General features: G+C 66.0%; 18 protein-coding genes. 6 read left to right on the forward strand and 12 right to left on the reverse strand.

What is annotated here, in order from left to right:
• Positions 1–21: 21 nt before the first annotated feature.
• From ACZ5BM_RS11420 to ACZ5BM_RS11460, 9 genes are read right to left on the reverse strand one after another with little or no spacing between them, the layout of a single operon-like run.
• On the reverse strand, positions 22–417 hold the full coding sequence (locus tag ACZ5BM_RS11420) for a DUF4440 domain-containing protein (protein WP_498908101.1): 396 nt from the start codon (positions 415–417) through the stop codon (positions 22–24).
• Positions 414–1,007, reverse strand: a complete 594-nt coding sequence (locus ACZ5BM_RS11425) for a nuclear transport factor 2 family protein (RefSeq protein ID WP_498908102.1) — start codon at positions 1,005–1,007, stop codon at positions 414–416. The genes ACZ5BM_RS11420 and ACZ5BM_RS11425 overlap by 4 nt, the downstream gene beginning before the upstream one ends.
• On the reverse strand, positions 1,004–1,531 hold the full coding sequence (locus tag ACZ5BM_RS11430) for a PNPOx family protein (RefSeq protein WP_498908103.1): 528 nt from the start codon (positions 1,529–1,531) through the stop codon (positions 1,004–1,006). The genes ACZ5BM_RS11425 and ACZ5BM_RS11430 overlap by 4 nt, the downstream gene beginning before the upstream one ends.
• 25 nt (positions 1,532–1,556) lie before the next feature.
• On the reverse strand, positions 1,557–2,309 hold the full coding sequence (locus tag ACZ5BM_RS11435) for an SDR family NAD(P)-dependent oxidoreductase (RefSeq protein ID WP_498908104.1): 753 nt from the start codon (positions 2,307–2,309) through the stop codon (positions 1,557–1,559).
• A 2-nt stretch (positions 2,310–2,311) separates the two neighbouring features.
• The gene (locus tag ACZ5BM_RS11440; RefSeq protein ID WP_498908106.1) at positions 2,312–3,478 is read right to left on the reverse strand and encodes an acyl-CoA dehydrogenase family protein; all 1,167 of its coding nucleotides are present in this window, start codon (positions 3,476–3,478) and stop codon (positions 2,312–2,314) included.
• A gap of 22 nt (positions 3,479–3,500) precedes the next feature.
• A complete protein-coding gene (locus ACZ5BM_RS11445; protein WP_498908108.1) occupies positions 3,501–3,710 on the reverse strand; it encodes a hypothetical protein in 210 nt (69 codons plus the stop codon).
• The gene (locus ACZ5BM_RS11450; RefSeq protein WP_498908109.1) at positions 3,710–4,663 is read right to left on the reverse strand and encodes a PDR/VanB family oxidoreductase; all 954 of its coding nucleotides are present in this window, start codon (positions 4,661–4,663) and stop codon (positions 3,710–3,712) included. The genes ACZ5BM_RS11445 and ACZ5BM_RS11450 overlap by 1 nt, the downstream gene beginning before the upstream one ends.
• A 23-nt stretch (positions 4,664–4,686) precedes the next feature.
• Positions 4,687–5,172, reverse strand: coding sequence for an aromatic-ring-hydroxylating dioxygenase subunit beta (locus tag ACZ5BM_RS11455; protein WP_498908111.1), 486 nt, complete (start codon positions 5,170–5,172; stop codon positions 4,687–4,689).
• A gap of 15 nt (positions 5,173–5,187) precedes the next feature.
• A complete protein-coding gene (locus tag ACZ5BM_RS11460; RefSeq protein ID WP_498908112.1) occupies positions 5,188–6,447 on the reverse strand; it encodes an aromatic ring-hydroxylating oxygenase subunit alpha in 1,260 nt (419 codons plus the stop codon).
• A gap of 272 nt (positions 6,448–6,719) precedes the next feature.
• Between ACZ5BM_RS11460 and ACZ5BM_RS11465 the strand changes: the two genes are divergently transcribed.
• The 3 genes from ACZ5BM_RS11465 (at position 6,720) to ACZ5BM_RS11475 (ending at position 8,802) form a co-directional block, all read left to right on the forward strand.
• Complete coding sequence (locus ACZ5BM_RS11465; protein WP_498908114.1) at positions 6,720–7,991, forward strand: amidase; 1,272 nt, start codon at positions 6,720–6,722, stop codon at positions 7,989–7,991.
• A 30-nt stretch (positions 7,992–8,021) separates the two neighbouring features.
• Positions 8,022–8,543: a MarR family winged helix-turn-helix transcriptional regulator gene (locus tag ACZ5BM_RS11470; protein ID WP_498908115.1), complete on the forward strand. Its 522-nt coding sequence runs from the start codon at positions 8,022–8,024 to the stop codon at positions 8,541–8,543.
• A 61-nt stretch (positions 8,544–8,604) separates the two neighbouring features.
• Positions 8,605–8,802, forward strand: a complete 198-nt coding sequence (locus ACZ5BM_RS11475; RefSeq protein WP_498908117.1) for a sugar phosphate isomerase family — start codon at positions 8,605–8,607, stop codon at positions 8,800–8,802.
• Positions 8,803–8,813: 11 nt separating this feature from the next.
• Here the strand turns inward: ACZ5BM_RS11475 and ACZ5BM_RS11480 are convergent, their stop codons facing one another.
• The 3 genes from ACZ5BM_RS11480 to ligD form a co-directional block, all read right to left on the reverse strand.
• Complete coding sequence (locus tag ACZ5BM_RS11480; RefSeq protein WP_498908118.1) at positions 8,814–10,403, reverse strand: carboxylesterase/lipase family protein; 1,590 nt, start codon at positions 10,401–10,403, stop codon at positions 8,814–8,816.
• A 78-nt stretch (positions 10,404–10,481) separates the two neighbouring features.
• On the reverse strand, positions 10,482–11,378 hold the full coding sequence (ku, locus tag ACZ5BM_RS11485) for a Ku protein (RefSeq protein ID WP_498908120.1): 897 nt from the start codon (positions 11,376–11,378) through the stop codon (positions 10,482–10,484).
• A complete protein-coding gene (gene ligD / locus ACZ5BM_RS11490) occupies positions 11,371–13,920 on the reverse strand; it encodes a DNA ligase-like domain-containing protein (RefSeq protein ID WP_498908121.1) in 2,550 nt (849 codons plus the stop codon). The genes ku and ligD overlap by 8 nt, the downstream gene beginning before the upstream one ends.
• A 101-nt stretch (positions 13,921–14,021) precedes the next feature.
• Here ligD and ACZ5BM_RS11495 point away from each other — a divergent pair, with 101 nt between their 5' ends.
• The 3 genes from ACZ5BM_RS11495 (at position 14,022) to ACZ5BM_RS11505 (ending at position 19,131) form a co-directional block, all read left to right on the forward strand.
• Positions 14,022–16,229: an amylo-alpha-1,6-glucosidase gene (locus ACZ5BM_RS11495; protein WP_498908122.1), complete on the forward strand. Its 2,208-nt coding sequence runs from the start codon at positions 14,022–14,024 to the stop codon at positions 16,227–16,229.
• 156 nt (positions 16,230–16,385) lie between these two features.
• The gene (locus ACZ5BM_RS11500) at positions 16,386–16,814 is read left to right on the forward strand and encodes a CBS domain-containing protein (protein ID WP_498908123.1); all 429 of its coding nucleotides are present in this window, start codon (positions 16,386–16,388) and stop codon (positions 16,812–16,814) included.
• A gap of 163 nt (positions 16,815–16,977) precedes the next feature.
• Positions 16,978–19,131, forward strand: coding sequence for a TonB-dependent siderophore receptor (locus tag ACZ5BM_RS11505; protein ID WP_498911599.1), 2,154 nt, complete (start codon positions 16,978–16,980; stop codon positions 19,129–19,131).
• Positions 19,132–19,266: the final 135 nt, after the last annotated feature.

The following is a 19,266-nucleotide window of genomic DNA, read 5'->3' on the forward strand; positions in this document are numbered from 1 at the left end:
CGATGCCGGTCGGCGGTGGCCTCAGCCAACCCAGGTCTCCTGCAGGTGTTTCCAGACCAGCCCGTGCGCGGCCTGCACCAGCAGAACGGTGCTGCGCCTGCGCGTTTCGCTGTCGCCCTGCACCTGCTGCTCGATATAGGTGACGAGGGCGTCGTCCGTGCCGGCATGCAGCACTTCGCAATCGGTGATGCGCATCACCAGGCCGGGGCGCGAGCCGCGAAGGGCGGGCAGGGCGGCGGCGAAGGTTTCGCGATGCATCACCTTGCCCGCCGGCGAGACGATCCGGAAGCCGGGATCGAAGAAGCGCAGCACCGTCTCGGGATCCTCGCTGCCGCGGGCGTTGAACCAGTCTTCCAGCACCACGTGCAGGGCGGGGGACGCGGCGAGCGCGTCGCGAAGGAAAGCGGGATCGCTCATGGCGTCGTCCTTTGTGCGGGGTCGGGCTGCATCAGCACGGAGCGCAGCGGCGGCGTGCCGAGCGCGCCGTCGGCCAGCGGCGCGGTGAAGAGGTTTTCCGTGCGTGTGCGGGAGATGCGCCAGCCGTTTCCGGTGCGCCGGAAGGCGTTGTTGAGACGGCTGGAACGCAGCAGCGCGGAGCCGTCGTCGAACACCCAGGGCTGGCAGTGCACCCATTGCCCTTCCGCCTCGTCGCCCTGCACCGTGATCTGCTCGGAGGTGAGGTAATGCACGTTGAGCAGCATGCGCGGCGTGCGGTTCTCGTTCCAGAAGCGCTGGAAATGGGCGCGGATCGCGTCATGGCCGACGGCGCGCCCGAACTGGTTCGTGTAGGCGGCGCCGACGCCTTCCCACACCGCATCCTCGGTGTAGAGCGACAGGATCCGATCGATGCGCTCCTCGTCGTCGTCGACGCCGTGTTCCGGGCAGGGCGTGTCGCACAGCCACATGTAGCGCGCCTGGATGCGGCGTATGTCGGCTTCGGCCTCCTGCACGGCGAGCCTGTCTTCCAGCGCCGCGATGCGGCGGAGCAGCGCGTCGGTTTCGCTCATGGCGCGAGCTCCAGGGCGGGCGTGCCGCCGACGCGGTGATAGGCGCGGTCGCCATAGACCAGCACCGGGGATGCGGCGCGCAGACGCATGGCGCGGACCTCGCAGAAGATGACGGTGTGCGTGCCGATCTCGGCACTGCGAGAGACGGCGCAATCGAAGCTGACCGCCGCGTCTTCCAGCGCCGGAGCGCCGGTGCTGAGCGTGGTCCATTCGCCGCCGGCGAAGCGTTCTTCCAGCGGCAGACGGCCGCCGCCGAAATGGCCGGACAGGGATTCGTGCGCGTCCGACAGCAGGTTCACGCAGAGCACGCCGTTGCGGAGGATGACGTCGTGCGCGCCGGCATTGCGGTTGACGCAGACGAGCAGGGTCGGCGGCGTGTCGGTGACGCTGCATGTGGCGGTGGCGGTGAGGCCGTGCCGCCCGGCCGGTCCGTCCGTGGTGATCACGGTGACGGACGCGGCGAGCCGGGCCATGCCCTGCCGGAAGCTGTTGCGGTCCACGGTGTCGAAGGCGACGCTGGTCATTCGCGTTGTTCCGATCGAAGCGCGTTCAGCGCATGAAGAGGCCGCCATTGACGTCCCATGTGGCGCCCGTGGTGAAGCTGGCGGCCGGCGAGGCGAGTTGCACCACGAGATCGCCGATGAAGCCGGCCTCGCCGATATGGCCGACCGGGATGGTCTTGCTGACCGCCTCGATCCGTTCCGGCGACAAGGTGCGGTGGATCATCGGCAGATCGAGCGGGCCGGGGGCGATCGCGTTCACCGTGACGCCGAACGGCGCGAGATCGCGCGCGAACACCTTGGTGAGCGTCAGGATGCCGCCCTTGGACGCGGCGTAATGCGCCCCGGTGGCGGTGCCGCCATTCTGGCCTGCGAGCGAGGCCAGATTGACGATGCGCCCATAGCCGCGATCGCGGAAATGGGTGCCGAACACCTGCGAGCCGAGAAAGGTCCCGCGCAGATTGACGGCGATGACGTCGTCGAATTCTTCGGGGGTGATCTCGAGCACCGGGCGCGCGACGGTGAGCGCTGCGTTGTTGACCAGCACCTGGACGCTGCCCCAGCGCGCGACCAACTGTTCGAGCGCGGCGTCGAAGGCGTGTTTCTCGCGCACGTCGAGCGACAGGCCGATCGCGGTATCACCCGAAGGATCGAGGGATTTCGCCAGTGCGTCGGCGGCGTCACGATCGCGATCGGCGCTCGCGACGCGGTATCCGGCCGCATGCAGCGCGCGCACGATCACGGCGCCCAGTCCGCCGCCGCCGCCGGTGACGATCGCGACCTGAGGAGAGTCCGTCGCCATGATCAGATGAATCCCGGCGGCGTGGGTTGGCCGAGCAGCACGCGGCCGGTGTTCTGCAGCGTGGCCTCGCCGAGAAAGGCGTGCTGGCTGACCACGAGGCTGTCGGTGAGGGCGGTGTTGAGGCGGTGTCCGTTGCGGATCGCCGCGGTGCCGGAGATCTCGAACAGGATGCGGACCACGCGCGCGGCTTCGCGCGCCGCCTGCGTGGCGCCGAGACGGGACAGGGCGAGCAGCTTGCGGTCCGGCTCGCGTCCGGCTTCCAGCTCGATCCAGAGATCGTCGATACCGGCATAGAACAGCAGGCGTGCGGCACGCAGCGCGGCCTCGCATTCGCCGATCGCGGACAGCACATGCGCCCGCTCGACCAGGCCCGGCGCGCCGGTGATGGAGACCTGACGCGCGGCATTGGCGACGAAATCGTCCAGCGCGCCGCGTGCGACGCCGAGCCCGACCACCGCCAGCACCTGGGCGGCGAGGATCATGGAGGGGTAGCGGTAGAGCGGGGCGTCGACGAGCGCCCTGGCGCCGCGCACGAAGGTCCAGGCATCGTCGACCGCGACGTCGTTGACCACCAGATCGTGGCTTCCGGTGCCGCGCAGGCCGAGCACGTCCCAGTTGTCGTGGATCTCGGCCGCTTCCGCTGGCATCACCGCCACGCGCGGCAGTCCGCCGGTCCGGTCGTCCGCGACGGTCACGCCGACGCCGATCCGTGCCGCGCCCTTGCAGCCGCTGGCGAACGGCCAGCGTCCGGAGATGCGCAGTCCGGTTTCGGTCTTCTCTGCCGGTTGCAGCGGAAACAGTGCGCCGGCAAAGACGAGATCGACGCTTTCCGCGTACATCGCCTGTTGCGTGGCGAGCGGCAGGGCGGCGAGATAGGTCGGCGAAACGCCGAAGCTGGCGACCCAGCCCACGGAGCCGTCAGCGGTGGAAAGCGTCTCGATCAGCCGACAGAAGCGTGCCGGCGACCATTCCTCGCCGCCGAACATGCGCGGCACCAGGGCGCGATAGGTGCCGACGCGCTTTAGTTTCTCCACCATGTCGCGCGGGACGTGGCCGATGCGGGCGAATTCCGAAGCGCGCGCGCGGATCTCGGGCAGCAAGGCGTCGAGGGCTGCGTCGCGATCGGCATCGATCTGGTGTGCGGCGGGATCGGTCCGGAAATGGTTCATGATGGTCCTCGCGTCTGGAGGGTCATTCGGGAAGAAAAGGCGGCAGGTCGAGCGGTGCGGCGCCGTGCAGGAAGACGTGTTCGGCAAGGCCTTCCTCGCCCTCCGGCTCGTCATCCGTCGTGCGCACGCGAATCATGGGCGTGCCGTAGGGATCACGCCATTGCTGGATCACCACCACCTGCCGCCCGGCATAGAGGTAAGAGCGGCCCAGTTCGGTTCGCACCGGCTGCATCAGAGATCGAGAACCAGTCGGGGTGTTTTCGATCGCGAGCAGCAGAGCAGCATCTGGTCGTTCGCTTCCTTTTCCTCGTCGGTGAGGTAGGTGTCGCGATGATCGGGGATGCCGTCCAGCACGGTGCAGAGGCAGGTTCCGCACACGCCTTGTTCGCAGGAGACGTCGATCTTGGTGCCGATCTCGGCCAGGGCTGCGACGATGCTCTTGCCGTCAGGTACCGTGATGACCCGGTTCGAGTTCGCGAGCACGATCTCGAACGCGTCGCCGGCGGTGTCGATTTCGGCGCTGAAATACTCCCGATGGATCTGCGCGTCGATGTAGCCTGCACGTTTCGCCTCCGCGATGACCCAGTCCATGAAACCGGTAGGGCCGCAGACATAGAGATGCGCGCCGGGTTTCGGCGGCGGCAGAGCGCGTTCGACGGAAAAGCGATCCTGTTCGCCCTCGTTGTCGAAATGTAGCGAAACGCGATCGACGAAGGTGGAATCGGCCAGTTCTCCGAGAAAGGCGGCGCTGCCGCGCGTGCGGGCGCAGTAGTGCAGCGCGAAGTTCTGCCCGGCCGCATCAAGCTGATGCGCCATGGCGAGGATCGGCGTGATGCCGATGCCGCCGCCGATCAGGAACGACTGGGTGGCGTCGGGGGCGAGGGGGAACAGGTTGCGCGGCAGGCCGACGCGCACGGCTTTGCCGGGAAGAAGGTCGCGATGCACGCGTTGCGAGCCGCCGCGCGTGTTGGGATCGAGCAGCACGCCGATGCGATAGCGCGACCGATCGGACGGCGCGCCGCACAGGGAGTATTGCCGCACGAATCCATCCGCGAGATGCAGATCCACATGCGCGCCGGCTTCGAACGGCGGCAGCGGCCCGCCATCGGGGCGGCACAGATCCAGCACCACGATGTTGTCGGCCTGCTTTTCAAGACGCGCGATGTGGAGATCGAGCATGGACATGGCCGGGATCGTGTGGAGGGCGTTCATAGGATGTAGCCGATGCCCATCAGCGCCTCGGTGGCGTTGATGAGTCGGATGACCTTCTCGGCGATCAGCAGATGCCCGTTCGGTCCGCGACGCAGGCGATACGAGACGTTGCCCGTATAGGTGCGTTCGCGCCCGCGGCGCATCTCCGTGATGATCTGCGCGCAGCGGAAGGAGCAGCTTTGCGAATCGCTGTCGAGCATGCGGAAGCGCGACTGCGAGCGGATGGTGATCGCGACGGGCGACGCGGAGACCGATTGTCCGCTGGTGAGGCGCTCCACGCGCTTGATGCGCATGGCGGCATCGTCATAGGCGTAGTTGAGCGTGTTGGCGAAATCCTCGACGCCGGGCTCGATCGGCACGACGTAGTGCGATCCCTCGGCCCAGAGCGCCAGCCATTCGTCATAAGCGGCGTGGTCGAGCAGATCGGCCTCGTGCCAGGCGAACCGAACCGCTTCGTCCAGCGTGATGGAGCTGGTTTGCATGATCATGTCCATGGTTCAGGCGCCCATCATCCGCTGCCATTGTGCATAGGCCGCACGCATACCGGTTTCGGCGCTGACATCGCCGCGACGGTGTCCGTCCTCCGTCGTGATCTCGTCGGACAGGCCGCGGTTGAGCATGATGGCGAGATCGTCGCCGCCGCCGGCGCCGTGTTGCACGCGATCCCACACTTCGGCGTCGTCGGGGCTGCCGAAACCCATCGGGCCCTGGAAGAATTCGTGCAGACGCAGACGGGCGCGATTGGCGCTGTCGGGACCGCCCTGCATGCCGAGAGCGACGTGACGCACTTCGGTCTCGTTCACGGAGATGGGGCGGAGAACGCGAAAGAAGGCGGCGGAGCATCCGAGATTGGGAAACAGGTTGAGGTTGAAGCCGCAGCCGCCGACGGCGCGGACGATGCGCCGGACCTGCTCGTCGGGAAGGTTCTTGCCGAGTTCGGCGGCGAGTTCTGCAAAGCGCTCGGGGATCGGCGCGTCGAGATTCTCTTCCAGATCGACCAGTTCCGGCATCATCACCATCACCGAGTGGCCGTTGCCGAGATCCTCGACATAGCCGCCCTTGCGCATGATGTCCCATTGCTCCTCGGTTTCGCCGTCAGCGGCGGTGAGGAAGGATTTGTGCACCAGCGGGAAATGGTAGGCGTCGGTTGTGTTCTCGAGCTGGATTTTCCAGTTGCCGGGAAAGCGGAATTTGTGTTCGCCGAGCGTGGTGATGGGGTAGCCGGCCCCCTGCTTCATGAACAGGTCGATCCAGACCTTGGCCGGGCCGAGGAAGTCTTCCAACGGTTCGATCTCGCGATCGAAGGTGGCGAAGATCAGTCCGTTGTACTGCTCGGTGCGCAGGGTGCGGAGCGAGAGTTCGGGCTTGTCGAGACCCTCCGCGTAGCCGCCTTCATACGGGACGCCGCGCAGCGAACCGTCGAGCCCGTAGGCCCAGCCGTGATAGGGGCAGACGAAGCTGTTGGTCTTTCCCTTGGGCAACTCGCACACGGTCGCGGCGCGGTGGCGGCAACGATTGAGATGGACGTGCACGACACCCTTGCGGTCGCGCACCACGATCACCGGTTGCTGGCCGATTTGTGCGGTCTTGAAGTCGCCGGCCTTGGGAATCTCGCTGTCATGCGCGACCCAGACCCAGGTCTTTTCGAAGATGCGGGTCATTTCGGCGTCGAAGATGGCGGGGTCGGTGTAGAGCGTCGAGGAGGCGCGATCGGCTTGTACGAGCGGCGTCTCGGCGGCAGGTGAGAAGTGGTTCATTGTCATCCCTCGACGGCTGGTCCGGCGGTGTTGGGGAGAGGGAAGACCAGGAAACTTGAAAGTTCAAGTAAGAATTTTGGTTCAAGCCCGAAAAATGGGCCATTCCGGCCTATTGCCGAATGGCACCGGATAAAAAGATCGCAGAACGGGCGTATGCCCGCGAAAATGACCAAAACATGTGCAAACTGCGAGACGTCAGGCCTAACTCGACCCGCATATGTTGACACTTCAATAAAACCGGCATGCAAATCGGCAAACCTGACGGAGATACGATGTTGGCGCACAGCAACCGGCTATCGCGCACCCCGAGCGAGGCGGTGGAGGCGTCGATCGAGACGCTCACGCGTTTGGAGCCGCATCTGCGCGCCTTCGTCGCTCACGATCCGGTCCTTGCCCGCGCGGAAGCCGCCGCTGCCCGCGGGCCTTTGTCCGGACTGACGATCGGCATCAAGGATATCATTGATACGGCGGCCTATCCGACCCGCCATGGCTCAGAGATCTACGCGGACAACTGGGCGACGGCCGATGCGGCCTGCGTGATGCTGCTGCGACAGGCCGGGGCGGTTTCCCTGGGGAAGACGCACACGACCGAATTCGCGTTCTTCCGGCCCGGGCCGACGGTGAACCCGTTCGATCCGGCGCGCACGCCTGGCGGGTCGTCGAGCGGTAGCGCGGCGGCGGTGGCAGCGGGGGTGGTGGATTTAGCGCTGGCGTCGCAGACGGCGGCGTCGTTGACGCGGCCGGCGTCGTTCTGCGGCGTCGTCGGATTCAAGCCGAGTTTCGGGCGCTACGGTCTGGCGGGGATCAAGGGGCTGGCACCGTCCTTCGACACGCTGGGGGTGATCGCCGGTTCGGTGGGCGATGCCGCTGCGGCGGATGCGGTGTTGAGCCGGCCGGTGGCGTCGGAGCCGGTCTTGTCGCCCCGGCGACCGGGCCGGATCGGAGTCTGCCGGACGCCGTGGTGGGAGCAGGGGGATGCCGACATGCGCGCGGCGCTGGACGCGGCCGGTGCGCTGCTGGGGGCGCATACCGAAATCGTGCCGATCGACCTTGCTGCGTTCACCGAGGGTGCGGAGTTGCACAGGCTGATCATGTCGTTCGAGGCGGCGCAGGCACTGGCCTGGGAGGCGGCCGAGCACGATGCGCTGTTGAGCGAGCCGATCCGCGCGTTGATCGCGACAGGGTGCGGGATCGGGTTCGATAGTTATCGTCAGGCGTTGCGTCAGGCGGAGCGTCTACGGGCGAGGATCGATGCGGTGTTCGATCAGGTGGACGTGCTGATGGCGCCGGCGGCCGTGGGCGTGGCGCCGGTCGGGCTGGAGGCGACGGGCGATCCGATCTTTTCTCGGCTCTGGACGCTGCTGCGTCTGCCGAGCGTGACCTTGCCCGGCATGATCGGAACCGCGCGTCTGCCGATCGGCACTCAGTTCCTGGGGCGACTGGGCGAGGATCAGCTTCTGCTCGACCATTGCGCCTGGATCGAAGGGGTGATGCCGCGTTTGCCGCGCCCGAGGCTGCATGCGAGCATCGGAGCCGGTGGCTGAGTCCGGCACCTTGGCGCAGGGTTGAATCGCATGGCATTGGACGGCGAACGGGTGCTGGCGAGAGCGGGCACGAGAATGCGCATCAGGCGTGGCGGGTCGCTGCGGCGTTCCAATCCGGCCAGTCCGGATTTCGATCCGGACCAGTCGCCCTTCTTCCATATCGCGCGGGTTCTGGGCCAGTACAGCCAACGCATGGACGGCCATCTGAAGAAGCGCGGGCTGGATATGGCGCGCTGGCGGGTGTTGAATCTGGTTCGCACGACGCCGAACATTCCGATCAGCAAGCTCGCGGAAACCGCGGTGATGCGTCTGCCCACGACCACCAAACTGGTGAAGCGGATGGTGGACGAGGGCTTGCTGCTGGCGACCGGGTCCACCTCCGACGCGCGCGTGACCGAACTCGCGCTGAGCGATGAGGGCGAGCGCCGTTTGGCCGAAGTGCAGGACACTGTGGCGGTGATCTTCGAGCAGGCGCTGGATGGCGTCGACGATAGCGAGGTCGCGTTCGTCGTCGATCTGATGCGGCATATTCACGGCAATATGCTTCTGTAGCTGTCCAGGCGTGAGGCTCGTCGTGGCGACCGGGCCTGTATCCACCGCCTAGAAGGGCACCGTGTCCCGGATCGTGCCGCGTCTCGACGGGCCGGTCACCACGCCGCGCATCGATACGCACCACGTGGTGACGGAATACGGCGTCGCGAACCTGAAGGGCCTGTCCTCCACCGAGCGGGTGCATGCGCTGGTCGGCCTGGCGCATCCCGCCTTCCGCGAGGATCTGATGCGGTCCGCCCGCGAACTCCATCTCGTGTGAGGCATCCACTCCTATTGCAACGTATCCAGCAGTTTCGGCGGGATGCCGGATTGTTGCCAGAATGCGCATCGATGCACCGACGCGAAATCGTCGGACAGGCTTACAGGCGTCCGGAGCGACAGCACCGTGCCGGACGGTAGCACGTTTCCGGGCGGGATCGCGGCGCCCGCGCTGCGCGCGAGGGCGCCGAGGCTGCCGATCATCGCATCCGACAGCAGCCGTTCGGACGGTTCGGACAGGGCATGGCCGGCGCCGTCCTGTCCGAAGACGGAGGCGAGTTCTGCGGTATGCGGATCGCCGGGGGCGATGCCGCGCGCCATCGGCACCGGAAAATCGCGCACCGGGTCGTTCTGGCGGAATTCGGCCTGCAGCACCGGAGCGTGCGGCGCCAGATTTGCGCGTAACGCCAGGGCCGGGCAGGCAAAGAACTCATCCGTCAACACGGCGGCCAGGGTCTGCCCCGGCGATGCGTTCGTCGTCGCCGGGTAGCGCCGTGCGATCAGCTGCGCATCGGCATCGCCGAACGCCGCGCGCAGCGTGGCCGCGTACTCCATTGCCGTCAGCGCATGTCCCAGCCGGTTCACGCCGTCGGCGATGAAGAAGGTTCCTTCGTCGCGATCGGTCAGCAGAACGGTCGGGACCGCCGCGAACGCACCCGTTTCCAGCGCCGTGGCCGGTGCGATCGGAATCACCGCGCCGTCCACCACGGGGCCGACCGGCACGCCGCTCTTCAGCAGCGTGTCGACCGGTGCCGCGCGCAGACAGGCCAGCGTGTCGTCGGCGTGCCGGCAGCCGGTCTCGTCCAGGATCGGCGCGTCCCGGCGTTCGGCGCGATCGAGCGATTCCGATGGCAGCGCGCCGGGACTTTCGAGCGCGACGGCCTGGAACAAGCCGCGCGCCGCTGGCGATACCATCTGTTCCACCACCGACAGCGCCCCGGCGGATTGGCCGAACAGCGTCACCCGATTCGGGTCGCCACCGAACGCGGCCGCATTGGCACGCACCCAGCGCAAGGCGGCCTGCTGGTCCAGCAGGCCGTAATTGCCGGAAACGCGTCGGGGGTCGGCGCGGTCCAGCAGCGGCGAGGCGAGGAAGCCCAGAACGCCAAGCCGGTAGTTCACCGTCACCACGATGGCATCGGCGCCTGTGGCCAGCCGGCCCCCGTCGTAATCCGGTCCTGCAGGGGAGCGGCCTGGCGCGCTGGCGCCGAACCGGAAACTGCCACCGTAGAGGAACACCAGAACCGGTCTGTGCGCCGGTCCGGGCCGGTCCGGCCGGAACAGGTTGAGGGTCAGGCAATCTTCGTTCGTGCTCGGCGTTCCCAGCGACGCGGTCTGGGGGCAGGCCGCGCCGTAGCGTGTGGCGGAAACGACGGCCCGATGCGCCGCGGGCGGGGCGGGCGGTGCGAAGCGGAGCGCTCCGACCGGGGGCGCCGCGAACGGAACGCCGAGAAACCGCGTTACCGTGCCATCATCGGCACCGGTGACCGGACCTTCGCTGGTCTCGACCGGCGTCGCGTGCGCCGAGAGCGGCGCCATTGCGAGCGGGACGACTAGGACGAACGAGAAACAGGCCGGTCTCGCCGATGTCGGCACGCGCATCGGAACTCCATCGACGGTGGCCGGGCCTTGATGGCCGGGTTCGCCCGTACTGTCTGGAGCGAAGTGTAACGAAGCCGCTCAGGCGGATCTGCGGCGGGACGATGCGGTTTTGGTTTTGCGCGAAGCGCCGGTCCGTCCGGCGCTTGCGGGCGATTTCGCCTTCCCGGCCTTCTTCGCTTTGCCGCCTTTTTTGTCGCCCAGGCTCTGGCGCAGAGCCGCCATCAGGTCGACCACGTTGCCGCGGTCTTCCTCCTCGTCCGGCAGGCTGAGATCCTCGCCTTTCAGCTTGGCCTCGATCACGTCGCGCAAACGCGCCTCGTAGCGGTCTTCCATGTCGGCCGGATCGAATGTCGCGGTCTGGCGATCGATCAGCTTCACCGCGAGCGCCACCATCTCCTTGTCCGGCGTGTCGTCGGGGATCGCGTCGAACAGCGTGTCCGGCGCTGCGATCTCGCGCATGTCGTGCAGCGTGTGCAGGACGATGCCCCTGCCCAGCGGCATCAGCGCCACGGCGCGCTCCCGCCGAGCGATGACGAGGCGAGACAGAGCGGTGCGTCCCGTCTTTGCGATCGCGGCGCGAAGCACAACGAACACGTCGTCTGCCTGGTTCTTCTCGGTGCCGTCCGGGACCAGGTAATAGGAGTTGTCGTAATAGACCGGGTCGATCGCGTCGCCGGGAACGAATTTCTCGACCGTCAGCACGGAGGAGCTGTCGATGCGGGCGCGCTCGAAATCGTCGTCGTCCAGCAGGACGTAATGATCCTTCTTGAACTCGAAGCCGCGTCGCAGCGAGCGGCGCGACAGCTCCTCGTCCGTTTCCGAATCCTGCGTCACCATCCGCACGCGATTGCCGGTCTCGGGATTGATGAAGTGGAAATGCAACGACTCGCTCGGCTGTCGGACGCTGTAGAGGGCCACGGGGCAGGAAACGAGTGCCAGACGAAGCTGTCCGCGCCAGATCGGTCGTTCAGCCATGTTTGCGTGTCCTCGTGTTGGACGACTCACCGAGCCTCGGAAGATCACGTCTCGATGCGTCGAAATCCGCCCAGGGATTGGTTTTCTGCCGTTCCAGTCGCTCCGGCACCGTCCGGATCGTATGCGCGTCGAAGCGCATGCCGGGCTTCAGTTCACGCCAGTGCAGCGGCGTCGCGACACCGGCGCCGGGGCGGGCGCGCGGTGAGAACGAACACACGGCGGTGCTGCCGAGACCATTGCGAAGCCAGTCCACCAGGATGCGGCCCTTGCGATCCTTCTTGCGTGTGGTGGCGACATAGAGAGCAGGTTCGTCCTGTTCCATCCGTTCCGCGAAACGCCGGCACCAGACGCGCACCGTATCCCAATCGGCCGTCGTGCGGATCGGCGTGACCACATGCAGGCCCTTGCCGCCGGATGTGCGGCAGAACGCGGTCAGTCCCAGAGTCTTCAATCGTGCGCGGACGTCTTTCGCCGCAGCGACGATCTCTTTCGCACCGATACCCTCGCCGGGGTCGAGGTCGAACACCAGACGGTCGGCATGCAACGGATCGTCGCCGCCGGCACCCCATGCGTGCAGTTCGACCGCGGCGATCTGGGCCGCCGCGACGAAACCGGTATCATCCTGCATCGCGACGAACGGCGCGCCATCCGCTTCGCCCTCGCGCAACGCGTCCGGCATGCCGCGGCCGAGATGTTTCTGGAAGAAATGCTCCCCTTCGATCCCGTCCGGGCAGCGCACGAAGGCGAGCGGCCGGCCGACGATCTCGGGCGCGGCGTATGGCGCGACGGCCTGCCAGTAGAGGGCCAGATCGCGTTTGGTGATGGCCGGCCCGGTTTCGGTCTTCGGCCATAGCGCACGATCCTGGTGCGTGAGGCGCTGTCCGTCGAACGTGTGTGTTTCTCGCACTTTGCTTCTGGCCACCACGACCGGGGAGCAAGGCCGTTCGGTATCGAGTTCTCGCCGGTCTTGTTCCACCTCCGGCGCGGCGCGCACCACCTCGGCAGCCGGCTTGTCCTCGCGCAAACCCAGGAAAGCGGCATGGCGCAGCATGCCGCCGCCGGTGAACCCTGCGAAGCGGATCTCCGCCACCAGCTCCGGCCTGGTCCGGATCGTGCCGCGCGGCGGGGCTTCCGTGCCGAGCAGGGAAGGAGGCTGTTCCGTCCGGAGTGATTTGAGACGTTTCGACAGATCGATCAGAACGCGACCGGAGAATCCCGTGCCGCAGCCGCCGACGAAACGCAGAGCGCCGTCCGGATCGTGGAAACCGAGTTGCAGCGCGCCCAGACCGCGACGCGATCCTTTCGGCGGCGTGTAGCCGATCACCACGAATTCCTCGCGGTTCTCGCATTTCACCTTCACCCAGTCATCGCCGCGCCCGGCGCGATAAGGCGCGTCTTCCCGCTTGCAGATGATGCCTTCGAGACCGATCGCGCAGGCTTCTTTTTGCACACGTGACGCCGTCTGCTCGAAATGCTCGCTGAAGCGCAGAAGCGTCTTCTTCGGCAGCAGCGGTTCGAGCGCGGCGCGACGTTCGCGGAGCGGCAGGGGGCGAAGATCGGTGCCGTCCCGATGCAGCAGATCGAAGACGTAATAGACGAGTTTGCCGGTGTTGCCGGCGGACAGGGCGGATTGCAGCCGGGAGAAGGAGGAGCGGCCTTGCTTGTCCAGCGCCACCAGCTCGCCATCCAGCATCAGCGTGGTCGCGGGGAGCGTGGCGACCATTTCGGCGAGTTTGGGCAGACGATCGGTCCAGTCGAGGCCGTTGCGGGTGATGATCCGCACGTCGTCGCCGTTCTTCCAGCACAGTATGCGATAGCCGTCGAACTTGATCTCGCTGATCCAGCCCGGGCCGGTGGGCGCCGTCTTCACCAGCCGGGCCAGTTGCGGGATTTGGTTGTCCGGCAGCGTGTCGGAGCCGGTTTCGGGTTTGGCCGCGCGAGAGCGGGGTGCGCGTTTTCCGGGGCGGCCGAGGGGTTTGGCTTCCAGCACCGTCGCATCGGCGCCGGGTTCGGCCCGCTCGTCGCGCTCCTTGATCAGCAGCCAGCTTTCCCCTTTCTCGCGCCGTTTCGGCTTCAGCCGGACCAGCACGAACCTGCCACGGAGCCGCTCGCCGTCGAGGGTGAATTTCAGCTCGCCCGCCCCGAGCGCGGCTTCCGGGTCGTCCGGGACCGGCGACCATGTGCCGCGATCCCAGATCTCCACCGTGCCCGCGCCGTAATTGCCCGCGGGGATGGTGCCTTCGAACCCGGCATAGGAGACCGGATGATCCTCGACATGCATCGCCAGACGCTTATGCGCCGGGTCCATGGACGGGCCTTTGGGGACGGCCCAGCTCCAGAGCGCGCCGCCATGCTCGAGCCGGAAGTCCCAATGGAGGCGGGACGCGTCGTGTTTCTGCACCACGAAGATCGGCTTTCCGGTCTGCTGACGCGATTCCGGTTCGAAATCCGGCTCGGGGGTTTGCCGGAAATCGCGCATCGCCCCGTAGCGCCTCGTGGCGTCGGTCTTGCTCGCAGCCTTTCGGGCGGGTTTGCGTGCCATTCGCATGCGGAACGTTCGCGGTTTCGAGGGGTTGCCCGGTTGCATGACGCCCCGGACCGGGCAGGATGCGCCCGTTCGCACTCGGACCTGAGGATGCCGCCTTGGACCACCTGCCAGAGACCTCCCTCCCGCACGACGAAGCCACTGCCGCGCGTCCGCCTCAGGACGGGTATCCGGTCGGCGCCAGCGCGATCCTGGCCGACCGGCGCCTCCACACGCTGAAATTCGGCGATCTGTTCGGGGTGTTCGACGGCACCGGCAACATCCTGACCGGCCCCGGCATCGCCGACGGGCTGTATTACCTCGACACCCGCCATCTCTCGTCGCTGTCGCTGTCGATCGCCGGGCAGCCGCCGATCCTGCTCAGCGCCACCCTGCGGGAGAACAACGCCACGCTGAGCTGCGACCTCACCAACCCCGATCTGGTGCTGGACGGGCGCAAGGTCGATCACGACCTGCTGCATGTGCGACGGACGCTGTTTCTGCGGCAGCAGACCTCGTTCGAGCGCATCCAGGTGCGCAACTACGACGTGGAGGAGCGCACGCTGACGGTGGAGATCCGCTTCGCCGCCGATTTCGTCGATCTGTTCGAGGTGAGGGGCACGCCGCGCGCCAGGCACGGCCAGATGCGCCCGGCCGAGATCGACGGCGACACCGTTTTGCTGGGCTATGAGGGGCTGGACGAGCGACTGCGCACCACGCGTCTGCGCTTCGCGCCGATGCCGGACCGGATCACCGCCGACAGCGCCTCGTTCACCCTCACGCTCAAGCCGGGTCAGCGCCAGCTGATCCATGTGGAGGTAAGCTGCAATCCGGTCTCGAAGCCGGAACGCGGCGTCGCGGAGAGCTTCCTGTATTCGCTGGTGGAGGCCAGACGTGGCCTGCGCGTGTCGTCGTCGCGAGCAGCGGCGATCGCGTCTTCCAACGAGATCTTCAACGAGGCCATCCGTCGCTGCATCTGCGACATCTACATGCTGCTGACGGAGAAGCCGGAAGGGCCCTACCCCTATGCCGGCGTGCCCTGGTACTCCACCGCCTTCGGCCGCGATGCGCTGATCACCGCGTTGCAATGCCTGTGGCTCGATCCGGCGATCGCGCACGGGGTCCTGAACTATCTGGCCCGGCATCAGGCCGACAAGGTCGATCCGGTCGCCGATGCCGAGCCCGGCAAGATCCTGCACGAGGTGCGTCATGGCGAGATGGCGCAGCTGGGCGAGGTTCCGTTCCGGCACTATTACGGCAGCGTCGATTCCACGCCGCTCTTCGTGATGCTGGCCGGGGAGTATCTCGACCGCACCGGCGACGTGGCCACGGTGGCGACTTTGTGGCCGCATATCGAGCGCGCGATCGGCTGGATCGAGAACTACGGCGACCGCGACGGCGACGGGTTCGTGGAATACGGCCGCCGCAACAAGGACGGTCTGGTGAATCAGGGCTGGAAGGACAGCTTCGATTCCGTGTTCCATGCCGACGGCACGCTGGCCGAGGGGCCGATCGCCTTGTGCGAGGTGCAGGGCTACGTTTATGCCGCGCGGCGTGCCGCGGCTGCCATCGCGCGACGGATCGGGCACACGGCCTTCGCCGAGCGCATGACCGAGGCGGCCGAGCGCCTGCGCGTGGCGTTCAACTCCCGTTTCTGGATCGAGGAGCTCGGCACCTACGCGATCGCGCTCGACGGCAAGAAGCAGCCTTGTGCCGTGCGATCCTCCAATGCTGGGCATCTGCTCTTCTGCGGCATCGTGCCGCCGGATCGCGCGGCGCGCATCGTGTCCGGGCTGATGGGGCGCAACTTCTTTTCTGGCTGGGGCATCCGCACCATTCCGGCCGGCGAGGCGCGCTACAACCCGATGGCGTACCATAACGGCTCGGTCTGGCCGCACGACAACGCCATCATTGCGCTCGGACTGGCGCGTTACGGCTTCAAGGACGAGGCGGCGCGTGTCTTCGGCGGCCTGTTCGACGCGGCGCTCTATGCCGATCTGCGCCGTCTGCCGGAACTGTTCTGCGGTTTCGCCCGGCAGCGTGGCGAGGGGCCGGTGAAGTATCCGGTGGCGTGTTCGCCGCAGGCCTGGGCTGCGGCGACCATCCCCTCGCTGATGCAGGCCTCTCTCGGCATTCGCTTCGATCCGTTCACCGTCACCGTGCATTTCGAACGGCCGCGTCTGCCGTCCTTCCTGGACGAGGTGACGCTCTACAACCTGTCCGTGGGTGGGGCGAAGGTGACCGTGCATCTGCAGCGCGTCGGCACCGAGGTGGCGCTGAACGTGATCGAGCGTGATGGACCGATCAAGGTGCAGCTCACGAGCTGATCATTAGCGGGAGGCGGTTCGCCCCAAGCTGGATCGCCTCCCGACCCGGATGATGGTCATCGAGCACACGACGGAGTGAACGGGCCGTTTCCGGCAAAACGCGTGGAATGAGCGGCGGATCGTCCTATCGTCCTTCCAAAAGAACGGGAGGCGGACATGACGATCGCATCGATCCTCGCCAACAAGAGCGCGACCACGATCAAGGTGGAAGCGGACACGCCGATCGGGGATGTCACGCGCATCCTCTATGAGAACAATATCGGCGCGGTTCTGGTGATGCGGGACGGGGAGCTGCTCGGCTTCCTGTCCGATCGCGGCATCACCCGGGCGATGGCGCAGAACCCGAACGGGGTGCGCGCCATGCCGGCGGAAGCGGCGATGCGGCCGAGGCAGTTCGAGACTACGCCCTCGAGCAGCATCGAGGATGCGATGCGTCTGATGACCGACCACCGCGTGCGCTATCTGCCGGTGTTCGAGGATGGCGCCCTGGTCGGCATCGTCTCGATCGGCGACGTGGTGAAGGCGCTGCTGGACCGGCAGACGGCCACGGTGGAAAGCCTGACGGCTTATATCTCTCAGAACTGACCGAGCGACCCATCCCGGGGTGATCCGCACGGGAGCCGGATGTGGATGGTCGCATCCGGCTCGGCATGGCGGCTCTGCGCCGACCGGAAGAATGCGCATTTGACATAGTGTGTCTTTACACTAAACACGTCACGCCATGATGTTATACAGAAACACACCCTTGATGCGTGGAATTGTGGCGGGGGCGGCGATGCTGATGCTGCCTGCTGTCGCCATGGGGCAGCAGGGGCTGTCAGCCGACACGCTCTCGCCCAAGCCGACCGGGAAGCAGAAGCAGGGATCTCGGCACCCGAAATCGGCTGCCGCGCCGCAGCAGCCGGAAACGGTGACGGTGACCGGCCAATCGGTGTCCCGACGGGTAGAAGGTGGTGCGCTGGGAACACGGTCCGACCTGGATACGCCTTTCTCGGCGCATACGGTGACGGCGGCCGAGTTGCAGGATCGTCAGGTGAAGTCGTTAGCGCGCGTCTTTTCCCAGGATGCGTCCGTGGTGGCGAATGGCGACACCTATTCGTTCAATTCCTATTCGCAGACCGTGCGCGGCGTGCCGCTGGACGACTACAATTCCTACAGGATCAACGGCGATCCGTTCTACATGACGACGGTGGAGCTGCCGTTGGAATCGTTCGAGGCGGTCCAGCTTCTCAAGGGCGCGTCCGGCTTCATGTATGGTTTCAACGCTCCTGGCGGCCTGATCAATTACGAGACCAAGAAGCCGACGGATCGCCGTTTCACCAGCGCGGATCTCGGCTATTCATCGGATGGTGTCTTCCAGCAGCACGTCGACACCGGCGGCCGTTTGCTCAACAACGTGTTCGGCTATCGGCTCAATCTGACGCATGAGCAAGGCCAGACCTACAACGGTTCGAACGTGCGACGTTATTCCGGATCGCTCGGCCTCGATGCGCGCATCACCGACGATCTGCTCTGGTACGGCAATCTGATCTACCAGGATCGCCGTGTCCGTGGCGGCGTGCAGGATTTCTATATCGGGGATCCGAACACGTACACGGGCGGGCTACCGAAAGCGATCAGTGGCACGACCAATCTTTCCGGCTATCCCGATCTGTTCTTCGACTCGCATGTCTTCTACGGACAAACCGGGCTGCGTTGGACCCTCTCGCCGAACTGGTCGGCGCATGTGGACTACAGCAACAGCCGTGACTGGCGCTCCTATAAATCGGAGTGGCAGCCTCTGGATAACCGGAACGGCGACTACCAAGTCGCGCTGGATACCGATCCGCGCTCCTGGTCGCAGTACAACCAGGTGCAGGCAATCGTCGAAGGGCATTTCCATACCTGGAGCGTGGAACATCAGCTCGTGCTCGGCGCAAGCTGGCAGGGTCTGAACAAGTATCTGCCGAACAACAACCTTTCGGACGTTCCGATCGGTCCGGAAAACCTGTATCGGCCGGTGATCATCCACGATTACCCGAGCCCGTTCGACAACACGGTGTTCCGCTCCTTCCATTCCGATCAGGAGGGCGTGTTCGCGAGCGACACGATGACGCTTGGCAAGGTCTCCCTTCTGGGCGGTGTTCGCTTCACCGATTATTTCGAAGAAGACTACGACGGGCAGGGCGGCAAGACGGCCTATACAGAGACGCCGATCACGCCGGTCGCAGCACTGCTGTATCATCCCTGGCGCGATACCACCCTGTACGCGAGCTATGTTCAGGCCCTGCAGAGCGGGGGCACCGTCGCGGACAGCTACGTCAATGCCCGTGCCACGCTTCCGGTCGTGATGTCCGACCAGATCGAGGTGGGTGCCAAGCTCGAACGTCGCCGCTGGTCGCTCTCCGCTGCGATCTATCGGATCGAAGCCGGCGCGCAGTATGCGAACAGCGCCAACGTCTATGTCTCCAACGGCACGCAACGCTACGAGGGGATCGAGGTGAACGGGCATATGTCGCTGCCGCTCGGTCTGGTTCTGACCAACAGCATCGCCTTCGAGCGCGCGACCTATCTGAAGACCGATCCCGACATCCAAGGGAAATCGGTGGAAGGCGTTCCCGGCGTACAGGACACGGTTCAGTTGACGGAAAATTTCAGCGCGGTGCCCGGTCTCAGCACCACGGCGGAAGTGCATGTCACCAAGCGGATGTGGGGCGATGATTTCAATACCTACCATATCCCATCGACGACGCTGTTGAACTTGCGCGCCAGCTACAAGTTCACGGCGGATCGTCACCCGGTCACCTTGCGCGCCGAACTCGATAACGTCGCCAATCTGCATTACTGGGGTTATCTGGCTTCGGATTATTTCTTCGTCGGACCGCCGCGCACGCTGTTCCTGAACGCCAGCGTAGGGTTCTGAAGACGCCTCGAAAGGCACGATCCGCCCCCGGAGAGGAACCTGCTCTGCCCTGTGGGGTCCGGCCGGACCGCGCCATGACGGCCGTTCCGATCCGGATCCCCGGGACGCCGTTCCTGGCCCTGTGATTCGAACCGG

It is taken from the genome of Lichenicola sp. GTC18331 (assembly GCF_055386855.1).